General features: G+C 63.6%; 27 protein-coding genes and 1 pseudogene. 22 read left to right on the plus strand and 6 right to left on the minus strand.

Annotated elements, in window-relative coordinates; translation table 11 throughout:
* Positions 1–263: 263 nt before the first annotated feature.
* The 5 genes and pseudogenes from MLGJGCBP_RS42500 to MLGJGCBP_RS42520 all read right to left on the minus strand — a co-directional run.
* A pseudogene (locus MLGJGCBP_RS42500) lies at positions 264–386 on the minus strand (IS3-like element ISRhosp1 family transposase); the annotation flags it as partial.
* Positions 387–405: 19 nt separating this feature from the next.
* On the minus strand, positions 406–1,338 hold the full coding sequence (locus MLGJGCBP_RS42505; protein WP_160103626.1) for an esterase/lipase family protein: 933 nt from the start codon (positions 1,336–1,338) through the stop codon (positions 406–408).
* A 144-nt stretch (positions 1,339–1,482) separates the two neighbouring features.
* Positions 1,483–2,343, minus strand: coding sequence for an ABC transporter permease (locus tag MLGJGCBP_RS42510; protein WP_160103628.1), 861 nt, complete (start codon positions 2,341–2,343; stop codon positions 1,483–1,485).
* Positions 2,340–3,188, minus strand: a complete 849-nt coding sequence (locus tag MLGJGCBP_RS42515) for an ABC transporter permease (RefSeq protein WP_160103630.1) — start codon at positions 3,186–3,188, stop codon at positions 2,340–2,342. Before MLGJGCBP_RS42515 ends, MLGJGCBP_RS42510 begins: the two co-directional genes overlap by 4 nt.
* Positions 3,185–4,156 (minus strand): ATP-binding cassette domain-containing protein, encoded by a 972-nt coding sequence (locus tag MLGJGCBP_RS42520; RefSeq protein ID WP_160103632.1) that lies wholly within the window; start codon positions 4,154–4,156, stop codon positions 3,185–3,187. The genes MLGJGCBP_RS42515 and MLGJGCBP_RS42520 overlap by 4 nt, the downstream gene beginning before the upstream one ends.
* Before the next feature lie 269 nt (positions 4,157–4,425).
* Between MLGJGCBP_RS42520 and MLGJGCBP_RS42525 the strand changes: the two genes are divergently transcribed.
* Positions 4,426–4,650, plus strand: a complete 225-nt coding sequence (locus MLGJGCBP_RS42525; protein WP_160103634.1) for an MbtH family protein — start codon at positions 4,426–4,428, stop codon at positions 4,648–4,650.
* Here MLGJGCBP_RS42525 and MLGJGCBP_RS42530 read toward each other — a convergent pair.
* Entirely contained in the window at positions 4,647–5,129 is a 483-nt protein-coding gene (locus MLGJGCBP_RS42530) for a hotdog fold domain-containing protein (protein ID WP_160103636.1), read from the minus strand. The genes MLGJGCBP_RS42525 and MLGJGCBP_RS42530 overlap by 4 nt on opposite strands.
* A gap of 465 nt (positions 5,130–5,594) precedes the next feature.
* Here MLGJGCBP_RS42530 and rpsJ point away from each other — a divergent pair, with 465 nt between their 5' ends.
* The 21 genes from rpsJ (at position 5,595) to rplO (ending at position 15,325) form a co-directional block, all read left to right on the plus strand.
* A complete protein-coding gene (gene rpsJ / locus MLGJGCBP_RS42535; protein ID WP_003938093.1) occupies positions 5,595–5,900 on the plus strand; it encodes a 30S ribosomal protein S10 in 306 nt (101 codons plus the stop codon).
* 20 nt (positions 5,901–5,920) lie between these two features.
* Positions 5,921–6,577: a 50S ribosomal protein L3 gene (gene rplC, locus MLGJGCBP_RS42540; protein ID WP_087558463.1), complete on the plus strand. Its 657-nt coding sequence runs from the start codon at positions 5,921–5,923 to the stop codon at positions 6,575–6,577.
* Positions 6,574–7,263, plus strand: coding sequence for a 50S ribosomal protein L4 (rplD, locus tag MLGJGCBP_RS42545; protein WP_072945699.1), 690 nt, complete (start codon positions 6,574–6,576; stop codon positions 7,261–7,263). Before rplC ends, rplD begins: the two co-directional genes overlap by 4 nt.
* Positions 7,260–7,565 carry a 50S ribosomal protein L23 gene (rplW, locus tag MLGJGCBP_RS42550; protein WP_005239632.1) on the plus strand — a complete coding sequence of 102 codons (306 nt, stop codon included), beginning with the start codon at positions 7,260–7,262 and terminating at the stop codon, positions 7,563–7,565. Before rplD ends, rplW begins: the two co-directional genes overlap by 4 nt.
* Positions 7,566–7,604: 39 nt before the next feature.
* Positions 7,605–8,441, plus strand: a complete 837-nt coding sequence (gene rplB, locus MLGJGCBP_RS42555; protein ID WP_015889918.1) for a 50S ribosomal protein L2 — start codon at positions 7,605–7,607, stop codon at positions 8,439–8,441.
* A gap of 13 nt (positions 8,442–8,454) precedes the next feature.
* Positions 8,455–8,736, plus strand: a complete 282-nt coding sequence (rpsS, locus tag MLGJGCBP_RS42560; protein ID WP_003940820.1) for a 30S ribosomal protein S19 — start codon at positions 8,455–8,457, stop codon at positions 8,734–8,736.
* Complete coding sequence (gene rplV / locus MLGJGCBP_RS42565) at positions 8,733–9,137, plus strand: 50S ribosomal protein L22 (protein ID WP_005239634.1); 405 nt, start codon at positions 8,733–8,735, stop codon at positions 9,135–9,137. Before rpsS ends, rplV begins: the two co-directional genes overlap by 4 nt.
* Positions 9,137–9,943, plus strand: a complete 807-nt coding sequence (gene rpsC / locus MLGJGCBP_RS42570; protein ID WP_005239635.1) for a 30S ribosomal protein S3 — start codon at positions 9,137–9,139, stop codon at positions 9,941–9,943. The genes rplV and rpsC overlap by 1 nt, the downstream gene beginning before the upstream one ends.
* Positions 9,944–9,946: 3 nt before the next feature.
* Positions 9,947–10,363: a 50S ribosomal protein L16 gene (gene rplP, locus MLGJGCBP_RS42575; protein WP_005239636.1), complete on the plus strand. Its 417-nt coding sequence runs from the start codon at positions 9,947–9,949 to the stop codon at positions 10,361–10,363.
* Positions 10,363–10,599 carry a 50S ribosomal protein L29 gene (rpmC, locus tag MLGJGCBP_RS42580; RefSeq protein ID WP_005239637.1) on the plus strand — a complete coding sequence of 79 codons (237 nt, stop codon included), beginning with the start codon at positions 10,363–10,365 and terminating at the stop codon, positions 10,597–10,599. Before rplP ends, rpmC begins: the two co-directional genes overlap by 1 nt.
* A complete protein-coding gene (gene rpsQ / locus MLGJGCBP_RS42585) occupies positions 10,596–10,877 on the plus strand; it encodes a 30S ribosomal protein S17 (protein ID WP_005239638.1) in 282 nt (93 codons plus the stop codon). Before rpmC ends, rpsQ begins: the two co-directional genes overlap by 4 nt.
* 170 nt (positions 10,878–11,047) lie before the next feature.
* Positions 11,048–11,416, plus strand: a complete 369-nt coding sequence (gene rplN / locus MLGJGCBP_RS42590; protein ID WP_005239639.1) for a 50S ribosomal protein L14 — start codon at positions 11,048–11,050, stop codon at positions 11,414–11,416.
* Positions 11,416–11,733, plus strand: coding sequence for a 50S ribosomal protein L24 (gene rplX / locus MLGJGCBP_RS42595; protein WP_005239640.1), 318 nt, complete (start codon positions 11,416–11,418; stop codon positions 11,731–11,733). Before rplN ends, rplX begins: the two co-directional genes overlap by 1 nt.
* Position 11,734: 1 nt before the next feature.
* Positions 11,735–12,301 carry a 50S ribosomal protein L5 gene (rplE, locus tag MLGJGCBP_RS42600; RefSeq protein ID WP_005239642.1) on the plus strand — a complete coding sequence of 189 codons (567 nt, stop codon included), beginning with the start codon at positions 11,735–11,737 and terminating at the stop codon, positions 12,299–12,301.
* 4 nt (positions 12,302–12,305) lie between these two features.
* A complete protein-coding gene (locus tag MLGJGCBP_RS42605; protein WP_005239644.1) occupies positions 12,306–12,491 on the plus strand; it encodes a type Z 30S ribosomal protein S14 in 186 nt (61 codons plus the stop codon).
* A 153-nt stretch (positions 12,492–12,644) separates the two neighbouring features.
* Positions 12,645–13,043, plus strand: a complete 399-nt coding sequence (rpsH, locus tag MLGJGCBP_RS42610) for a 30S ribosomal protein S8 (RefSeq protein ID WP_005239657.1) — start codon at positions 12,645–12,647, stop codon at positions 13,041–13,043.
* Between the two features lie 14 nt (positions 13,044–13,057).
* The gene (gene rplF, locus MLGJGCBP_RS42615) at positions 13,058–13,597 is read left to right on the plus strand and encodes a 50S ribosomal protein L6 (RefSeq protein WP_087558461.1); all 540 of its coding nucleotides are present in this window, start codon (positions 13,058–13,060) and stop codon (positions 13,595–13,597) included.
* Between the two features lies 1 nt (position 13,598).
* A complete protein-coding gene (gene rplR, locus MLGJGCBP_RS42620) occupies positions 13,599–14,006 on the plus strand; it encodes a 50S ribosomal protein L18 (RefSeq protein WP_015889921.1) in 408 nt (135 codons plus the stop codon).
* A gap of 37 nt (positions 14,007–14,043) precedes the next feature.
* Entirely contained in the window at positions 14,044–14,700 is a 657-nt protein-coding gene (rpsE, locus tag MLGJGCBP_RS42625; protein ID WP_072945703.1) for a 30S ribosomal protein S5, read from the plus strand.
* A complete protein-coding gene (gene rpmD, locus MLGJGCBP_RS42630; protein ID WP_005253859.1) occupies positions 14,700–14,879 on the plus strand; it encodes a 50S ribosomal protein L30 in 180 nt (59 codons plus the stop codon). The genes rpsE and rpmD overlap by 1 nt, the downstream gene beginning before the upstream one ends.
* A gap of 2 nt (positions 14,880–14,881) precedes the next feature.
* Positions 14,882–15,325 carry a 50S ribosomal protein L15 gene (rplO, locus tag MLGJGCBP_RS42635; RefSeq protein ID WP_005239667.1) on the plus strand — a complete coding sequence of 148 codons (444 nt, stop codon included), beginning with the start codon at positions 14,882–14,884 and terminating at the stop codon, positions 15,323–15,325.
* Positions 15,326–15,381: the final 56 nt, after the last annotated feature.

Here is a 15,381-nt window from a genome sequence, read left to right on the forward strand (position 1 = left end):
ATGACCGCCTATCTTCTGGTTACGACACGCCGGTACTTCCGATCCCCAGCTCGTACACCATCTTCATGGACGCAACCAGCCACCCGACCGGCTAAACCAACGAAAACTCTGTCTCGAAAAGGTTGACAGGTTCCGCGGTGACATCATCAGCAGTGATCACCTACCAGCAGCTCACCACCTCAGACTGCGCCCGGATAGGTAATATCTCAGTGACCACCTGCCAGTCGCTTCTTCGTGTCGGATCAGGCCCGACTCTTCCATAAGGTGATGTCGCCGCACCACTTGGTGTTCACAGCGGAGGCGGTGAAGTCCCGCGTCACCAGATCCGGGACGGCCGGCGCCGCAGGGTCCGCGATCGTGGTGCGTTTGCTGCGCCGCTGACGGCGCTCGCTGCCAACGTGCGGATCACGATCCGCACGGGGCGCTACGGGAGTCCGCGTAGGTCGGGTCGAGACCGGTATTGACCAGGTATAGCGATCGTGCGTCCGAAATGAGGCCGGTGTGCGACGTCTGCTCGGAGGGGCAGCCGTCCTGGACCCACACGTTGTTCACGGAGGCGCGACCATCGGACGACAAGAAAGTACTCTCGGGCGGCGTCACCATCGTGTCGGTCCGAGACGCGATGACCGTGTAATTCACCCCGGCATCTACATCGCCGTCCAGGTTAAGTGCCTCGAGTAGTGATGAGCCGACCGTTTGTTGGCTTACGGCGACACCGAAGAGGAATTGATCCAGCGTCTCGTTATCGAAGCCGTGAGCCGCGGCCAGCTCGCGGAGGCGCACCAAGATGTCGCCATCCCACGTGGTTCCGTGGTTGGTCGCGCCAAGAGTGACCAGTGAGTAGACCTTGTTCTCCGCCGGATTGGCGATGTTGGCGCCGCCCTCGAAGCGCAAGTATTGCCGTGCCATTGTGCCGCCCTGTGAGTGACCGACGATGTCTACTTGCCGCGAACCTGTACGTGATCGCACCGCGTCGACAAAGGCGGCGAGCTCGCGCGCCGACGAACGGATATCTTGGACACCCCACACCGTCGTGAATGGTGGAACTGCTCGCGGTGCGCCGCCGTAGTTGAGGGCGAAAACGCAATACCCGTCCGCTTTGAGCTCAGGAGAGAGCACTCGCCATGTTGTGGCCATGTCCTCAGCGGTCCCGTGGACCAAGACGACCGGGCGGGGATGGGCAGTTGTAGGTCTGCAGTCCCAATCGTTGGCGCCCGGCGGCGGGTTGATCAGTTCCACCTGAGGCTCGGGGACGACGGTTTGAGGATCCGCGAGGGCGATCGCTTGCGTGAAGATCGTGGAAATACTCAGGAAGGCGAGCGCTGCCAGAGTTGACACAGGCCTTGTGTACCGGGGTTCCATTGTCCGCTTTCTACCGGGACTCCCGGCAGCCGCGTTCTCCGGGAATCCGTCGTCCTCGCAGATTTCAGCATTGTCGACTGTGCTCACAGTATCAGCTGCAACACGGTCTCTCTTGCGGGGTCAGCGCCCCGTCGCGGCGGCCCGCCGATATCCTCGAATCGCCGGATAGAGGAAGACCGCGATCATTCCCAAAGACCATGCCAGCGTCTGCAACAGGGGCTCCATCACCGGACCACCAAGTGACAAGCCTCGCATTGCGTCGACCGCACACGACATCGGCTGGGCGGCCACTATGGGCTGCAACCACGGAGGGTATGCGGCCACCGGAACGAAGCCCGAATTGAAGAACATCAACAGTGTGGCCGCGATCGAGACGATCTCGACAAGGGGAGCGTCGCCCGAAACTGTGGCCAGCGCTGTCACCATGACGGCGAATCCCATGCCGAAAATGACTGGCAGCAGCAGGAGGGCCACGCCGGCAAGCATCCCCTGATTGAACCTGAAGCCCAAGGCCATACCGACACCAAGGATTACCAGTGTTGTCGCCAGGACTCTGACCGCTTCGGCGAGCATACGACCGACCAGCCCGGACGCTCTGTGGACAGGGAGTGTCCAGAACCTGCTGAGCAGACCATTCTGCTTTTCGCCTTTGAGGCCCACGGCGCTCACGATCGAACCGAACATCGCACCTACCAGGGTGATCATCGGCACCGTGCCGAAGATGCTGGGCTGTCCCGTGGCAGCTGATATCGAATCCCCTAGAACTATCCGGAACATTAGGAGCGTCAACGCCGGATAGAGGAGTGACTGAATCATGGTCGTTGGGTCGCGGGACCATCTCATCAGCAAGCGTTTGCACTGGATGAGGCTGTGCGAGGCAAGTGCGGACCAGGAACCTTCGGAACGACTATGTGGGTTTGGAGGGAACTCCAGGGTGGGTGAGGGTTTGGCAATCATCGAAATCTCGGCTGGTTCACTCATTTCCGTCTCACACTCGCCCACACGGCCAGAGGAAGGAACACAACGGACAGTCCGATGATCCACGCGAGCGCCGGCCACAGGGTTGATGGCTGCACGCCGCCTGCCGCCATGTCCCGCATGGCGAAGGAGAATTGTGAAATCGGCTGATTGCGCACAAAGGGCCTGACCCATTCTGGAAATCCTGTTTCAGCTACGAATCCACAGGAGAGCATCCCGAAGATAAGCATGGGCAGCGTGAGTGCCTGGCTGGTTGCCTCCGGACTCTTGGAGAGTGTTCCGATAGCGTCCGCCCCTAGGGCTAAGGCGGTGCTCACTGCCAGTGAGAGGAGGCAAAACCACAGGGCCTGCCACGGACCCGCAGTGAACCGGAATCCGATGGCATAGCCGTAGGCGAGAGCGGCGACCAACGACACAATGGACCGGACGAGTCCGCCTGTCATACGTGAGGCCAGCGGCGCGAGCGCGGCGACGGGCATAGTCTGAAGCCGATCGCTCAGTCCGGTGACAGCCTCGATTGCCGAGAGTTGTGCAGCCGAAATCGCCGTGAATGCCATGGCCTGGAGAACGATGATGGGCATCAGGAACTGCGCGTAGTCGATTCCTTGGACCTGCATTACGAACTTCAGCGGAAGGTAGAAACCGAGCGTGAATACTAGCGGGGCGATCAAGGCGACCAGAAGAGCGCCATTCTTGGCCATCGATACGACCATCCGCCTCGTCAGCGCGAGCCATTGCTGAATTCCGGTCGGCTCAGGCCGTCGATGTGAACCGACGCGTCTCGCGGGAGTAGCGAAAGCGCGGGACGTGCGTCCGCGCTCTCCTCCTGCCTTTGCGATTGCGGTCATCGGTCCGCTCCCGCGTGCGAATGGCCCGTGATGGAGAGGAATACGTCGTCGAGCGACGGCCTTCGCAGGGCGATATCGGCAAGTTCGATCCGTGCGGAATCGAGCCGACGAAGGGCCTCCGTCAGTGTGGCCGCGCCGGCCGGTGCAGGAAAGGACAGCCGGTCGTCGTCATGGGTCAGTTCGGCGCGAACATCAAGCGGAACCAGTTCACCTAGAGCCTGCACGACCCATGGGAGATGCTGTGGATCGAGTGGAACCACCTCGCAGTAGCTTCCACCTGTCCTGGCCTTCAGCTGATCTGCCGTTCCCTCGGCGATCACGGTGCCCTTGTCGATGACGATGATGTTGTCGCTGAGGAGATCTGCCTCTTCTAGATATTGCGTTGTCAGGAGTGTGGTGATTCCCTGCCCTTTTAGTTTCTCAACGAGGCTCCACACTCCTTGGCGGCTTCGCGGATCCAAGCCCGTGGTCGGTTCGTCGAGAAATACGACCTCAGGGCGCACCACGAGCCCGCACGCGATGTCGATCCGCCTTCGCATGCCGCCCGAGTAATTCTTCACGGCTCTACGTCCGGCCGGAGTCAGATCGAATTCGTCCAGCAGCACGTCCGCTCGCTGTCGAGCGGAGGCCTTGTCCAGGCCCATCAGCCGACCGAACAGTTCGAGGTTTTCCCTCCCCGAGAGTGTTTCGTCGAGCGCAGCGTACTGCCCGGTCATCATGATCGATCGTCGGACGGCGGGTGCATTCTGCACAACGTCATGACCCGCTACGAATGCCCGACCGTGATCCGGTCGCATCAAGGTGGCGAGGATCTTCACGATGGTGGTCTTCCCCGCACCGTTCGGTCCGAGAATGCCGAGCACCGTTCCCCGGTCAGCCTTGAAGTTGATTCCCTGCAGAGCATGGACGTCGCCGAAGGACTTGTGGACGTTCTCCACCAGTACCGCTACGTCCCTGAAATTCGGCATCTACACTCCGCTGTCGGCATTGGATCAACTGGCGATGCGCTCCACGCAGGCGCGTCTGTCTTCGATGTACTTGAATCTCGGAACCCAGAGTGGATGTTACCGGAGGTCCCCTGATGGCCTGAGCCCAAGTAGAGATTCAGTGCGGGCAATCGGGGAGGTGGAAACCCGCATTGCATTCAGCTCGGTAACACCTGCGGAATCCACACCGATACCATTCCGACGTTGGTACCGCGTTGCGCACATGCGCGACGGTTGACGAAAGGTATGCCTTGACTAATCCATTCGACGACGTAGACGGTCGATTCTTCGTACTTGTGAATGACGAGGGACAGCACTCACTGTGGCCCGTCTTCGCGGACGTTCCTGCTGGATGGGCGACCGCCTTCGGTGAGGATTCGCGTGACGCTTGCCTCGCCTACGTAGAAGCTAATTGGACGGACATGCGTCCGAAGAGCCTGATAGAGGCGATGGAGAAGGACGCCCAGAAGGTCTAGCGCTGTCGAGGTGTGACCCACGTCGTGATGTCGGTGTGGACCACCTCGGCTCCCCGGCGGTCGAGGATGCGCACGGAGACGACCACGTCGGTGCCCGCGGTCATCGCGCCGAAGTCCGGCAATTCCGTCAGTTCCGCGACGGCCCGCAGCGGCCCGTTCGCCTTGGCGAGGTAGTCGACGGTCATCGATTTCGGGATCCACCGGTGCGTCGGCGGCACGGTCGCCTCGGACAGCATGCCCATGGCCGCCTCGGCGAGGTTGCACGCGGCGATCGCGTGGAACGTGCCGAGGTGGTTGCGGACGCCCCACCACTTCGGTGCCCGCACCTCGCAACGGCCCGGCCGCATCTCGACGACGCGGGGGAACACCGAGCCGAAGTAGGGGACGCGGATGCACATGCCGACGGAGAACAACGCGTGTCCGAGCGCGTTGTCGGGAAGCTTCTGCCAGGCGGCGTAGGTGGGGCTCGAGGGTGTCATGCCCAGATATTACTTCAAAGTAAGTTCGGGGCCCGGCGAGTGTGATCGAGCCCGGTTTGATCTCTCCTGCGCGGTACGGCATACTGGTCGGGTTGCCTTGTCTGGGACGCGATCGTTTGCGGCCCGAAACAGGTGGGGTGAAACGTCGCGGTGTAGATCGAATGACCTGCTCGCGGCCACATGCAAGACGGAAGCAGTACCTACTGGCACTCGCATTGAGTGCATCCGGTACGCGTTCCCGGCCCGAAGAGCTGAAAAGTTGCGGGTCGGAGAATGAGTGGGAGGGCGACACGCCCGACCGCGTGTACCGGAGAACCATGACAGATGAACAGCGGCAGCGGATCGGGTGTGTCCCGGTCGCCTAGCGTTCGGACAGTTGCGGCCCAGGTAAGGGACTGTGCAGACGAGGTAGTTCGGCCCGACTCGGGTGGGACTACGAAACGCGGCAAGAAAAGGACACTAAGCGTGGCGGGACAGAAGATCCGCATCAGGCTCAAGGCCTACGACCATGAGGCGATCGACGCGTCAGCGCGCAAGATCGTCGAGACGGTGACCCGTACCGGGGCCCGCGTCGTTGGACCCGTGCCGTTGCCGACCGAAAAGAACGTGTACTGCGTCATCCGCTCGCCGCACAAGTACAAGGACTCGCGCGAGCACTTCGAGATGCGTACTCACAAGCGGCTTATCGACATCCTCGACCCGACGCCCAAGACGGTTGACGCGCTCATGCGCATCGACCTTCCGGCCAGCGTCGACGTCAACATTCAGTGAGCGCGGCGGAGACAAAAACAATGACTGATACCAAGATCAAGGGAATCCTGGGCACCAAGCTCGGCATGACCCAGGTCTTCGACGAGAACAACCGGGTCGTTCCGGTCACCGTCGTGAAGGCCGGACCGAACGTCGTGACCCAGATTCGTACCGAAGAGCGTGACGGCTACAGCGCCGTGCAGCTCGCGTTCGGCGCCATCGACCCGCGCAAGGTGAACAAGCCGACTTCCGGCCAGTTCGCCAAGGCCGGCGTCACCCCGCGCCGCCACGTTGTGGAGCTCCGCGTTGCCGACACCTCGGAGTACGAGGTCGGCCAGGAACTTACCGCCGAGGTCTTCGAGGACGGCGCTTACGTCGACGTCACCGGAACCAGCAAGGGTAAGGGCTTCGCCGGAACCATGAAGCGCCACGGCTTCTCCGGTCAGGGTGCATCGCACGGTGCACAGGCCGTTCACCGTCGCCCCGGTTCCATCGGTGGTTGCGCCACTCCGGGCCGCGTGTTCAAGGGAATGCGCATGTCCGGCCGCATGGGTAGCGACCGCATCACGACGCAGAACCTCTCCGTTCACAAGGTGGACGCCGAGAACGGCCTGCTGCTGATCAAGGGTGCGATCCCCGGCCGCAAGGGTGGCCTCGTGATCGTCAAGAGTGCAGTGAAGGGTGGTGCACGAGCATGACCAGCACCGAGACATCGACGACCAAGCTGACGCTGGACGTCAAGGTCGCCGGCGGCAAGACCAACGGCACCGTCGATCTCCCCGCGGAGATCTTCGACGCGCCTGCCAACATCGCGCTTCTCCACCAGGTTGTCGTCGCGCAGCTCGCCGCTGCACGCCAGGGCACCCACTCCACCAAGACCCGCGGCGAGGTTCGCGGCGGTGGCAAGAAGCCGTACCGCCAGAAGGGCACCGGCCGCGCCCGTCAGGGCTCGACCCGTGCACCGCAGTTCGCCGGTGGTGGCACCGTCCACGGCCCGCAGCCGCGCGACTACAGCCAGCGGACCCCCAAGAAGATGAAGGCCGCCGCACTGCGCGGAGCCCTCTCCGACCGGGCCCGCAACGAGCGCATCCACGTGATCACCGAACTGGTCGCCGGTCAGACTCCGTCCACGAAGTCCGCCCGCACCTTCCTCGGCGAGATCTCGGATCGCAAGAAGGTCCTGCTCGTCGTCGGACGCGCGGACATCGCGGCCTGGAAGAGCGTGCAGAACCTGGACGGCGTGCACCCCATTGCACCCGACCAGCTCAACACCTACGACGTGCTCAACAGCGATGACGTCGTGTTCAGCGTCGAGGCGCTCAACGCGTTCATCCACGGGCCCGCCGAGACCGCCCAGGAAGAGAACAAGGAGGAGGGCAAGTGAGCACCATCGCCGATCCCCGCGACATCCTGCTCGCCCCGGTCATCTCCGAGAAGTCCTACGGACTGATCGAGGAAGGCACCTACACCTTCCTGGTGCACCCGGACTCGAACAAGACGCAGATCAAGATTGCCGTCGAGAAGATCTTCGGCGTCACCGTGACCAGCGTCAACACCGCCAACCGTCAGGGCAAGCGCAAGCGGACCCGGTTCGGTTACGGCAAGCGCAAGGACACCAAGCGCGCGCTCGTGACCCTCTCGGCCGACAGCAAGCCCATCGAGATCTTCGGAGGACCGGTCGCGTAAGCGCCGGGACTTGACGAGACATAGAGGACGAGAAGACTCATGGCAATCCGTAAGTACAAGCCGACTACCCCGGGCCGTCGTGGCTCGAGCGTCTCGGACTTCGCCGAGATCACTCGGTCGACCCCCGAGAAGTCGCTGGTTCGCCCGCTCCACGGACGCGGTGGACGTAACGCACACGGTCGTATCACCACCCGTCACAAGGGTGGCGGACACAAGCGCGCCTACCGGCTGATCGATTTCCGTCGCAACGACAAGGACGGCGTGCCGGCCAAGGTCGCTCACATCGAGTACGACCCCAACCGCACCGCGCGTATCGCCCTGCTGCACTACGCGGACGGCGAGAAGCGCTACATCATCGCCCCCAAGGGCCTGTTCCAGGGTGCACCGGTCGAGTCCGGTGCAGGCGCCGACATCAAGCCCGGCAACAACCTGCCCCTGCGCAACATCCCGACGGGTACCACCATCCACGCGGTGGAACTCCGCCCGGGTGGCGGCGCGAAGATGGCCCGCTCGGCCGGATCCAGCATCCAGCTGCTCGGTAAGGAAGGCACCTACGCCACGCTGCGTATGCCGTCCGGCGAAATCCGTCGCGTCGACGTTCGCTGCCGCGCCTCGATCGGTGAGGTCGGCAACGCCGAACAGTCGAACATCAACTGGGGCAAGGCCGGCCGCATGCGCTGGAAGGGCAAGCGCCCGACCGTCCGTGGTGTCGTGATGAACCCGGTCGACCACCCGCACGGTGGTGGTGAGGGTAAGACCTCCGGTGGTCGCCACCCGGTCAGCCCGTGGGGCAAGCCCGAGGGCCGCACCCGCAAGAACAAGGCGAGCGACAAGCTCATTGTCCGTCGTCGCCGTACCGGCAAGAACAAGCGCTAGGAGGGAGTGAAGGATGCCACGCAGCCTCAAGAAGGGCCCGTTCGTCGATGACCACCTCCTCGCGAAGGTGGACGTGCAGAACGAGAAGGGAACCAAGCAGGTCATCAAGACCTGGTCCCGTCGTTCCACGATCATCCCGGACTTCATCGGCCACACGTTTGCGGTTCACGACGGCCGCAAGCACGTCCCCGTGTTCGTTTCCGACTCGATGGTCGGACACAAGCTCGGAGAGTTTGCACCGACCCGCACGTTCAAGGGTCACATCAAGGATGATCGGAAGGCGAAGAGGCGATGAGCAACACCGAAACCGCCAACCCGACCGCCAAGGCAGTAGCGCGCCACGTGCGCGTCACGCCGATGAAGGCGCGTCGCGTTGTGGACCTGGTCCGCGGGCGTTCGGTTGAAGACGCCCTGAACATCCTGAAGTTCGCGCCGCAGGCAGCGAGCGAGCCGGTCGCCAAGGTGATCGCCTCCGCAGCAGCCAACGCCGAGAACAACCTCGACCTCGACCCGAGCACGCTTGTCGTCGCCACGGCGTTCGTGGACGAGGGCGCGACCCTCAAGCGGTTCCAGCCGCGTGCACAGGGACGTGCGTTCCGTATCCGCAAGCGCACCAGTCACATCACCGTGATCGTGGAGAGCCTGCCGAAGACCGGAACATCGACCCGTAATCGCCGGAAGGGAAGTGCTCAGTAGTGGGCCAGAAAATCAACCCGCACGGCTTCCGCCTCGGCATCACCACCGACTGGAAGTCTCGCTGGTACGCAGACAAGCAGTACGCGGAGTACGTCAAGGAAGACGTCGCCATCCGTAAGCTCCTCGCCACCGGCATGGAGCGCGCGGGCATCGCGAAGGTCGAGATCGAGCGCACGCGTGACCGTGTTCGTGTCGACATCCACACCGCCCGCCCGGGCATCGTCATCGGCCGCCGCGGCGCCGAAGCCGATCGCATCCGTTCCGAGCTCGAGAAGCTGACCGGCAAGCAGGTCCAGCTGAACATCCTCGAGGTCAAGAACGCCGAGGCCGAGGCTCAGCTGGTCGCACAGGGTGTGGCCGAGCAGCTCTCGAACCGTGTCGCTTTCCGTCGCGCGATGCGCAAGGCCATCCAGTCGGCCATGCGTCAGCCCAACGTCAAGGGAATCCGCGTTCAGTGCTCCGGTCGTCTCGGCGGCGCCGAGATGTCCCGGTCGGAGTTCTACCGCGAAGGCCGTGTGCCGCTGCACACGCTTCGCGCGGACATCGACTACGGCCTCTACGAGGCCAAGACCACCTTCGGCCGCATCGGCGTGAAGGTCTGGATCTACAAGGGCGACATCGTCGGTGGCAAGCGTGAGCTCGCCGCCAACGTGGCTGCTCCCGCAGGCGACCGCCCGCGGCGTGAGCGTCCGAGCCGTCCCCGTCGCTCCGGTGCCACCGGCACCACCGCGACCAGCACCGAGGCCGGCCGCGCAGCGACCGCCACCGCCGATGCACCCGCTACGACTGAACAGAAGGAGGGCTGACGCATGTTGATCCCACGGCGGGTCAAGCACCGCAAGCAGCACCATCCGAGCCGTTCGGGTGCCGCCAAGGGTGGAACCCAGGTGACCTTCGGTGACTACGGCATCCAGGCTCTCGAGCCCGCCTACATCACCAACCGGCAGATCGAGTCCGCTCGTATCGCCATGACCCGGCACATCAAGCGTGGCGGCAAGATCTGGATCAACATCTTCCCGGATCGCCCCCTCACCAAGAAGCCGGCCGAAACCCGCATGGGTTCCGGTAAGGGTTCGCCCGAGTGGTGGATCGCGAACGTCAAGCCCGGTCGCGTGATGTTCGAAATGAGCTACCCCAATGAGGAGATCGCTCGTGAGGCCCTGCGTCGCGCGATGCACAAGCTCCCGTGCAAGTGCCGGATCGTGACAAGGGAGGAGCAGTTCTGATGGCTACTGGAACCCCAGCCGCAGAGCTCCGCGAGCTCACCGAAGAAGAGCTGGTCACCCGGCTTCGTGAGTCGAAGGAAGAGCTGTTCAACCTTCGTTTCCAGATGGCCACGGGTCAGATGGACAACAACCGTCGACTGCGTACCGTTCGTCACGAGATCGCGCGCATCTACACCGTTCTGCGTGAGCGTGAGCTCGGGCTGGCCGTCGGTCCGGACGCAGGTGACGCGGCATGAGTGAGGAAAAAGCAGTGAGCACTGAAGAGCGCGGCAGCCGTAAGGTCCGCACCGGATACGTCGTCTCCGACAAGATGGAGAAGACGATCGTGGTCGAGCTCGAGGACCGGGTCAAGCACCCGCTCTACGGCAAGATCATCCGGCGCACCAGCAAGGTGAAGGCGCACGACGAGAACGGCGTCGCAGGCATCGGTGACCGCGTGCAGCTGATGGAGACCCGTCCGCTGTCCGCGACCAAGCACTGGCGTCTCGTCGAGGTCCTCGAGAAGGCCAAGTAAGAAACCGAATAATGCATCCAGTACGATGGTGGGGTTGCCTTGCGGCAGACGCACGGCAACCCCACCGTTGTGCCGCCCACCCGGGCGGCCCCTCTCGCAGGGCACGGGTGCAGACCGCGCACGTCGGGTCGGAAATCTGCCGTGCAACAGTCCAGGTCAAGGAGAAGTAAGTGATTCAGCAGGAGTCGCGGCTGCGCGTCGCCGACAACACGGGTGCCAAGGAGATTCTCTGCATCCGCGTTCTCGGTGGTTCGTCTCGCCGCTACGCCGGGATCGGTGACATCATCGTCGCCACCGTCAAGGACGCCATCCCGGGTGGAAACATCAAGAAGGGCGAGGTCGTCAAGGCCGTCATCGTCCGCACCACCAAGGAACGCCGCCGTCCGGACGGGTCGTACATCAAGTTCGACGAGAACGCCGCCGTCCTCATCAAGCCGGACAACGATCCCCGTGGCACCCGCATCTTCGGCCCCGTCGGCCGCGAGCTGCGTGAGAAGAAGTTCATGAAGATCGTCTCGCTCGCCCCGGAGGTGCTGTGATGAAGGTGCACAAGGGTGACACCGTGCTGGTCATCGCCGGCAAGGACAAGGGCGCGAAGGGCAAGGTCATCCAGGCCTACCCCGCGACCAACAAGGTCCTCGTCGAAGGCGTGAACCGCATCAAGAAGCACACCGCGGTTTCCGCGAACGAGCGCGGAGCTTCCTCCGGCGGCATCGTCACGCAGGAAGCCCCGATCCACGTTTCCAACGTCGCGGTCGTCGACTCGGACGGCAACCCCACTCGCGTGGGCTACCGGACCGACGAAGAGTCCGGCAAGCGCGTTCGGATTTCCCGGAAGAACGGGAAGGACATCTGACATGACCTCCACTGAGAACAAGATCCAGCCGCGCCTGAAGACTCGCTACCGCGAGGAGATCAAGGCTGCGCTGAACACCGAGTTCGACTACGCCAACGTGATGCAGATCCCCGGCGTCGTCAAGGTCGTCGTCAACATGGGTGTCGGTGACGCCGCGCGCGACGCCAAGCTGATCAACGGTGCCGTCAACGATCTCGCTCTGATCACCGGTCAGAAGCCCGAGATCCGCAAGGCACGCAAGTCCATCGCGCAGTTCAAGCTCCGCGAGGGAATGCCGATCGGTGCCCGCGTCACGCTGCGTGGCGACCGCATGTGGGAGTTCCTGGACCGTCTCGTGTCCGTCGCGCTTCCCCGCATCAGGGACTTCCGCGGCCTGTCGGGCAACCAGTTCGACGGCAACGGCAACTACACGTTCGGCCTGAACGAGCAGTCGATGTTCCACGAGATCGACGTGGACAAGATCGACCGCCCGCGCGGCATGGACATCACCGTGGTGACCACCGCGACCAACAACGAAGAAGGCCGTGCCCTGCTGAAGCACCTCGGCTTCCCGTTCAAGGAGAACTGAGCTAATGGCTAAGAAGGCATTGGTCAACAAGGCCAACAAGAAGCCCAAGTTCGCGGTGCGCGCCTACACCCGCTGCCAGCGCTGCGGCCGTCCGCACTCGGTGTTCCGCAAGTTCGGCCTGTGCCGAATCTGCGTCCGTGAGATGGCGCACGCCGGCGAGCTGCCCGGCGTTCACAAGAGCTCCTGGTGAGCCGGTGACGCCGTCGCCTCCCCGGCGACGGCGTCACCCCCCACAGACTTCCGGTTCGTAACCTCGGACCGGGAAACGTAAGACCTACTTCGCGATAGGCCTGCGCCGGAAACGGCAGAGGGAACCGTTGTGAGAAAGGTAGAGGTCAACCTCATGACCATGACCGACCCCATCGCAGACTTCTTGACGCGTCTGCGCAACGCCAACACGGCGTACCACGATGAGGTGAAGTTGCCCCACTCGAAGATCAAGGCGAACATCGCCGAGATCCTCAAGCGCGAGGGTTACATCGCCGACTACCGCACCGAAGACGCCGAGGTCGGCAAGACCCTCATCGTCGACCTGAAGTACGGCCCGAGCCGTGAGCGCAGCCTCGCCGGCGTGCGCCGCGTCTCCAAGCCGGGTCTGCGTGTGTACGCGAAGTCCACCAACCTGCCCAAGGTTCTGGGCGGCCTCGGCGTGGCGATCATTTCCACGTCCACCGGCCTGCTCACCGATCGCCAGGCGGCCAATCAAGGAGTGGGCGGGGAAGTCCTCGCCTACGTCTGGTAAGGGAGGCCACCACAATGTCGCGTATTGGAAAGATTCCCGTCACCGTCCCCGGCGGCGTCGACGTCTCGATCGACGGCCAGGACGTCACGGTCAAGGGACCCAAGGGCTCGCTGGCCCTGACGATCTCCGAGCCGATTGCCATTGCGAAGAACGACGACGGCACGCTCAGCGTGACCCGTCCGGACGACGAGCGTCGCAGCCGCGCGCTGCACGGTCTGTCTCGCACCCTGGTTCAGAACCTCATCACCGGTGTCACCGACGGTTACACCACCAAGATGGAGATTCACGGCGTCGGTTACCGCGTCGCGCTCAAGGGCAAGGACCTCGAGTTCGCACTCGGCTACAGCCACCCGGTCCCGATCGAGGCTCCGGAAGGCATCACCTTCGCGGTCGAGTCGCCCACCAGGTTCTCGGTGTCGGGCATCGACAAGCAGAAGGTCGGGCAGATCTCGGCCAACATCCGTCGTCTCCGTCGTCCGGACCCGTACAAGGGCAAGGGCGTGCGTTACGAGGGTGAGCAGATCCGCCGCAAGGTCGGAAAGACGGGTAAGTGATATGAGCCAGACTGCAAACCAGAAAGCCAAGCGGATTCCGCTCGGCAAGGATGCGTCCACGAAGCGTCGCCTGTCGAAGGTGCGTCGTCACTTCCGTCTCCGCAAGAAGGTCTCCGGCACGCCCGAGCGTCCCCGCTTGGTCGTCAACCGGTCCTCGCGCCACATCCACGTCCAGCTCGTGGACGACCTCGCAGGCCACACCCTGGCCGCGGCGTCGACCACCGAGGCCGACGTGCGTGCAGCGGACGGCGACAAGAAGGCCCTCAGTGCGAAGGTCGGTCAGCTGATCGCCGAGCGCGCGAAGGCAGCCGGTGTCGAGACCGTCGTGTTCGACCACGGCGGACACGGCTACCACGGTCGCATCGCGGCCCTTGCGGACGCAGCTCGCGAAGGCGGGTTGAAGTTCTGATGACCAAGACCGAGTACATGAACGGAAGGACAGCCTGATGCCGGGACGTCAGAGGCGTGACGGCGGAAGCGGACCCGCCGGACAGAATGGCCCCAACACCGGGGACAACCGCGGCGGCGGCGACCGTCGTGGTGGCGGTCGCGACGATCGTCGCGGCGGACAGTCGGCCGAGAAGTCGAACCACATCGAGCGCGTTGTCACGATCAACCGCGTGTCGAAGGTCGTCAAGGGTGGTCGTCGCTTCAGCTTCACCGCTCTGGTGATCGTGGGCGACGGCAACGGACTGGTTGGCGTCGGCTACGGCAAGGCCAAGGAAGTTCCTGCGGCCATCCAGAAGGGCGTCGAGGAGGCTCGCAAGAGCTTCTTCCGCGTTCCGATGATCGGCAGCACCATCACGCACCCGATTCAGGGTGAGGCCGCAGCGGGCGTCGTCATGCTGCGTCCGGCAAGCCCCGGTACCGGTGTCATCGCCGGTGGCGCGGTGCGTGCCGTGCTGGAATGCGCCGGCATCCACGACATTCTGTCGAAGTCGCTCGGTAGCGACAACGCCATCAATGTTGTGCATGCGACCGTCGCTGCGCTCAAGGGCCTGCAGCGCCCCGAGGAAGTTGCCGCTCGCCGCGGTCTCGCCCTCGAGGACGTTGCCCCCGCCGGCATGCTGCGTGCGCGCGCACAGGCTGGGAGCGTGAAGTAATGGCCGAACTCAAGGTCACTCAGATCAAGAGCACCATCGGTACCAAGCAGAACCAGCGGAACTCGCTGCGCACCCTCGGCTTGAAGGGCATCCGTCAGACGGTTGTCCGCGAGGACAATGCGCAGAACCGCGGTCTGATCAACGTGGTGCGCCACCTCGTCACAGTTGAGGAGGTCTAACCATGACCATCAAACTGCATCACCTGCGCCCCGCGCCGGGAGCCAAGTCCGACAAGATCCGCGTCGGTCGTGGTGAAGGCGGCAAGCGCGGCAAGACCGCAGGCCGCGGCACGAAGGGCACCAAGGCCCGCAAGAACGTGCCCGCCGCCTTCGAGGGTGGACAGATGCCGCTGCACATGCGTCTGCCCAAGCTCAAGGGCTTCACCAACCCGTTCCGCACCGAGTACCAGGTCGTCAACGTCGGCGACATCGCCCGTCTGTTCCCCGAGGGTGGACAGGTCACGGTCGAGGACCTCGTTGCCAAGGGTGCCGTTCGCAAGAACCAGCTCGTCAAGGTTCTCGGCGACGGCGACCTGACTGTCGCCGTCCAGGTGACGGTCGACAAGTTCACCGGCTCCGCCAAGGAGAAGATCGCTGCTGCCGGTGGTACCGCCACCGAGCTGTGAGCTATCACCGCTAGCCAGTAGATGGCCGCAGTACAGCCTCGCGCTGTACTGCGGCC

This window comes from Rhodococcus sp. T7 (assembly GCF_009872365.1).
Taxonomy (GTDB): domain Bacteria; phylum Actinomycetota; class Actinomycetes; order Mycobacteriales; family Mycobacteriaceae; genus Rhodococcus_F.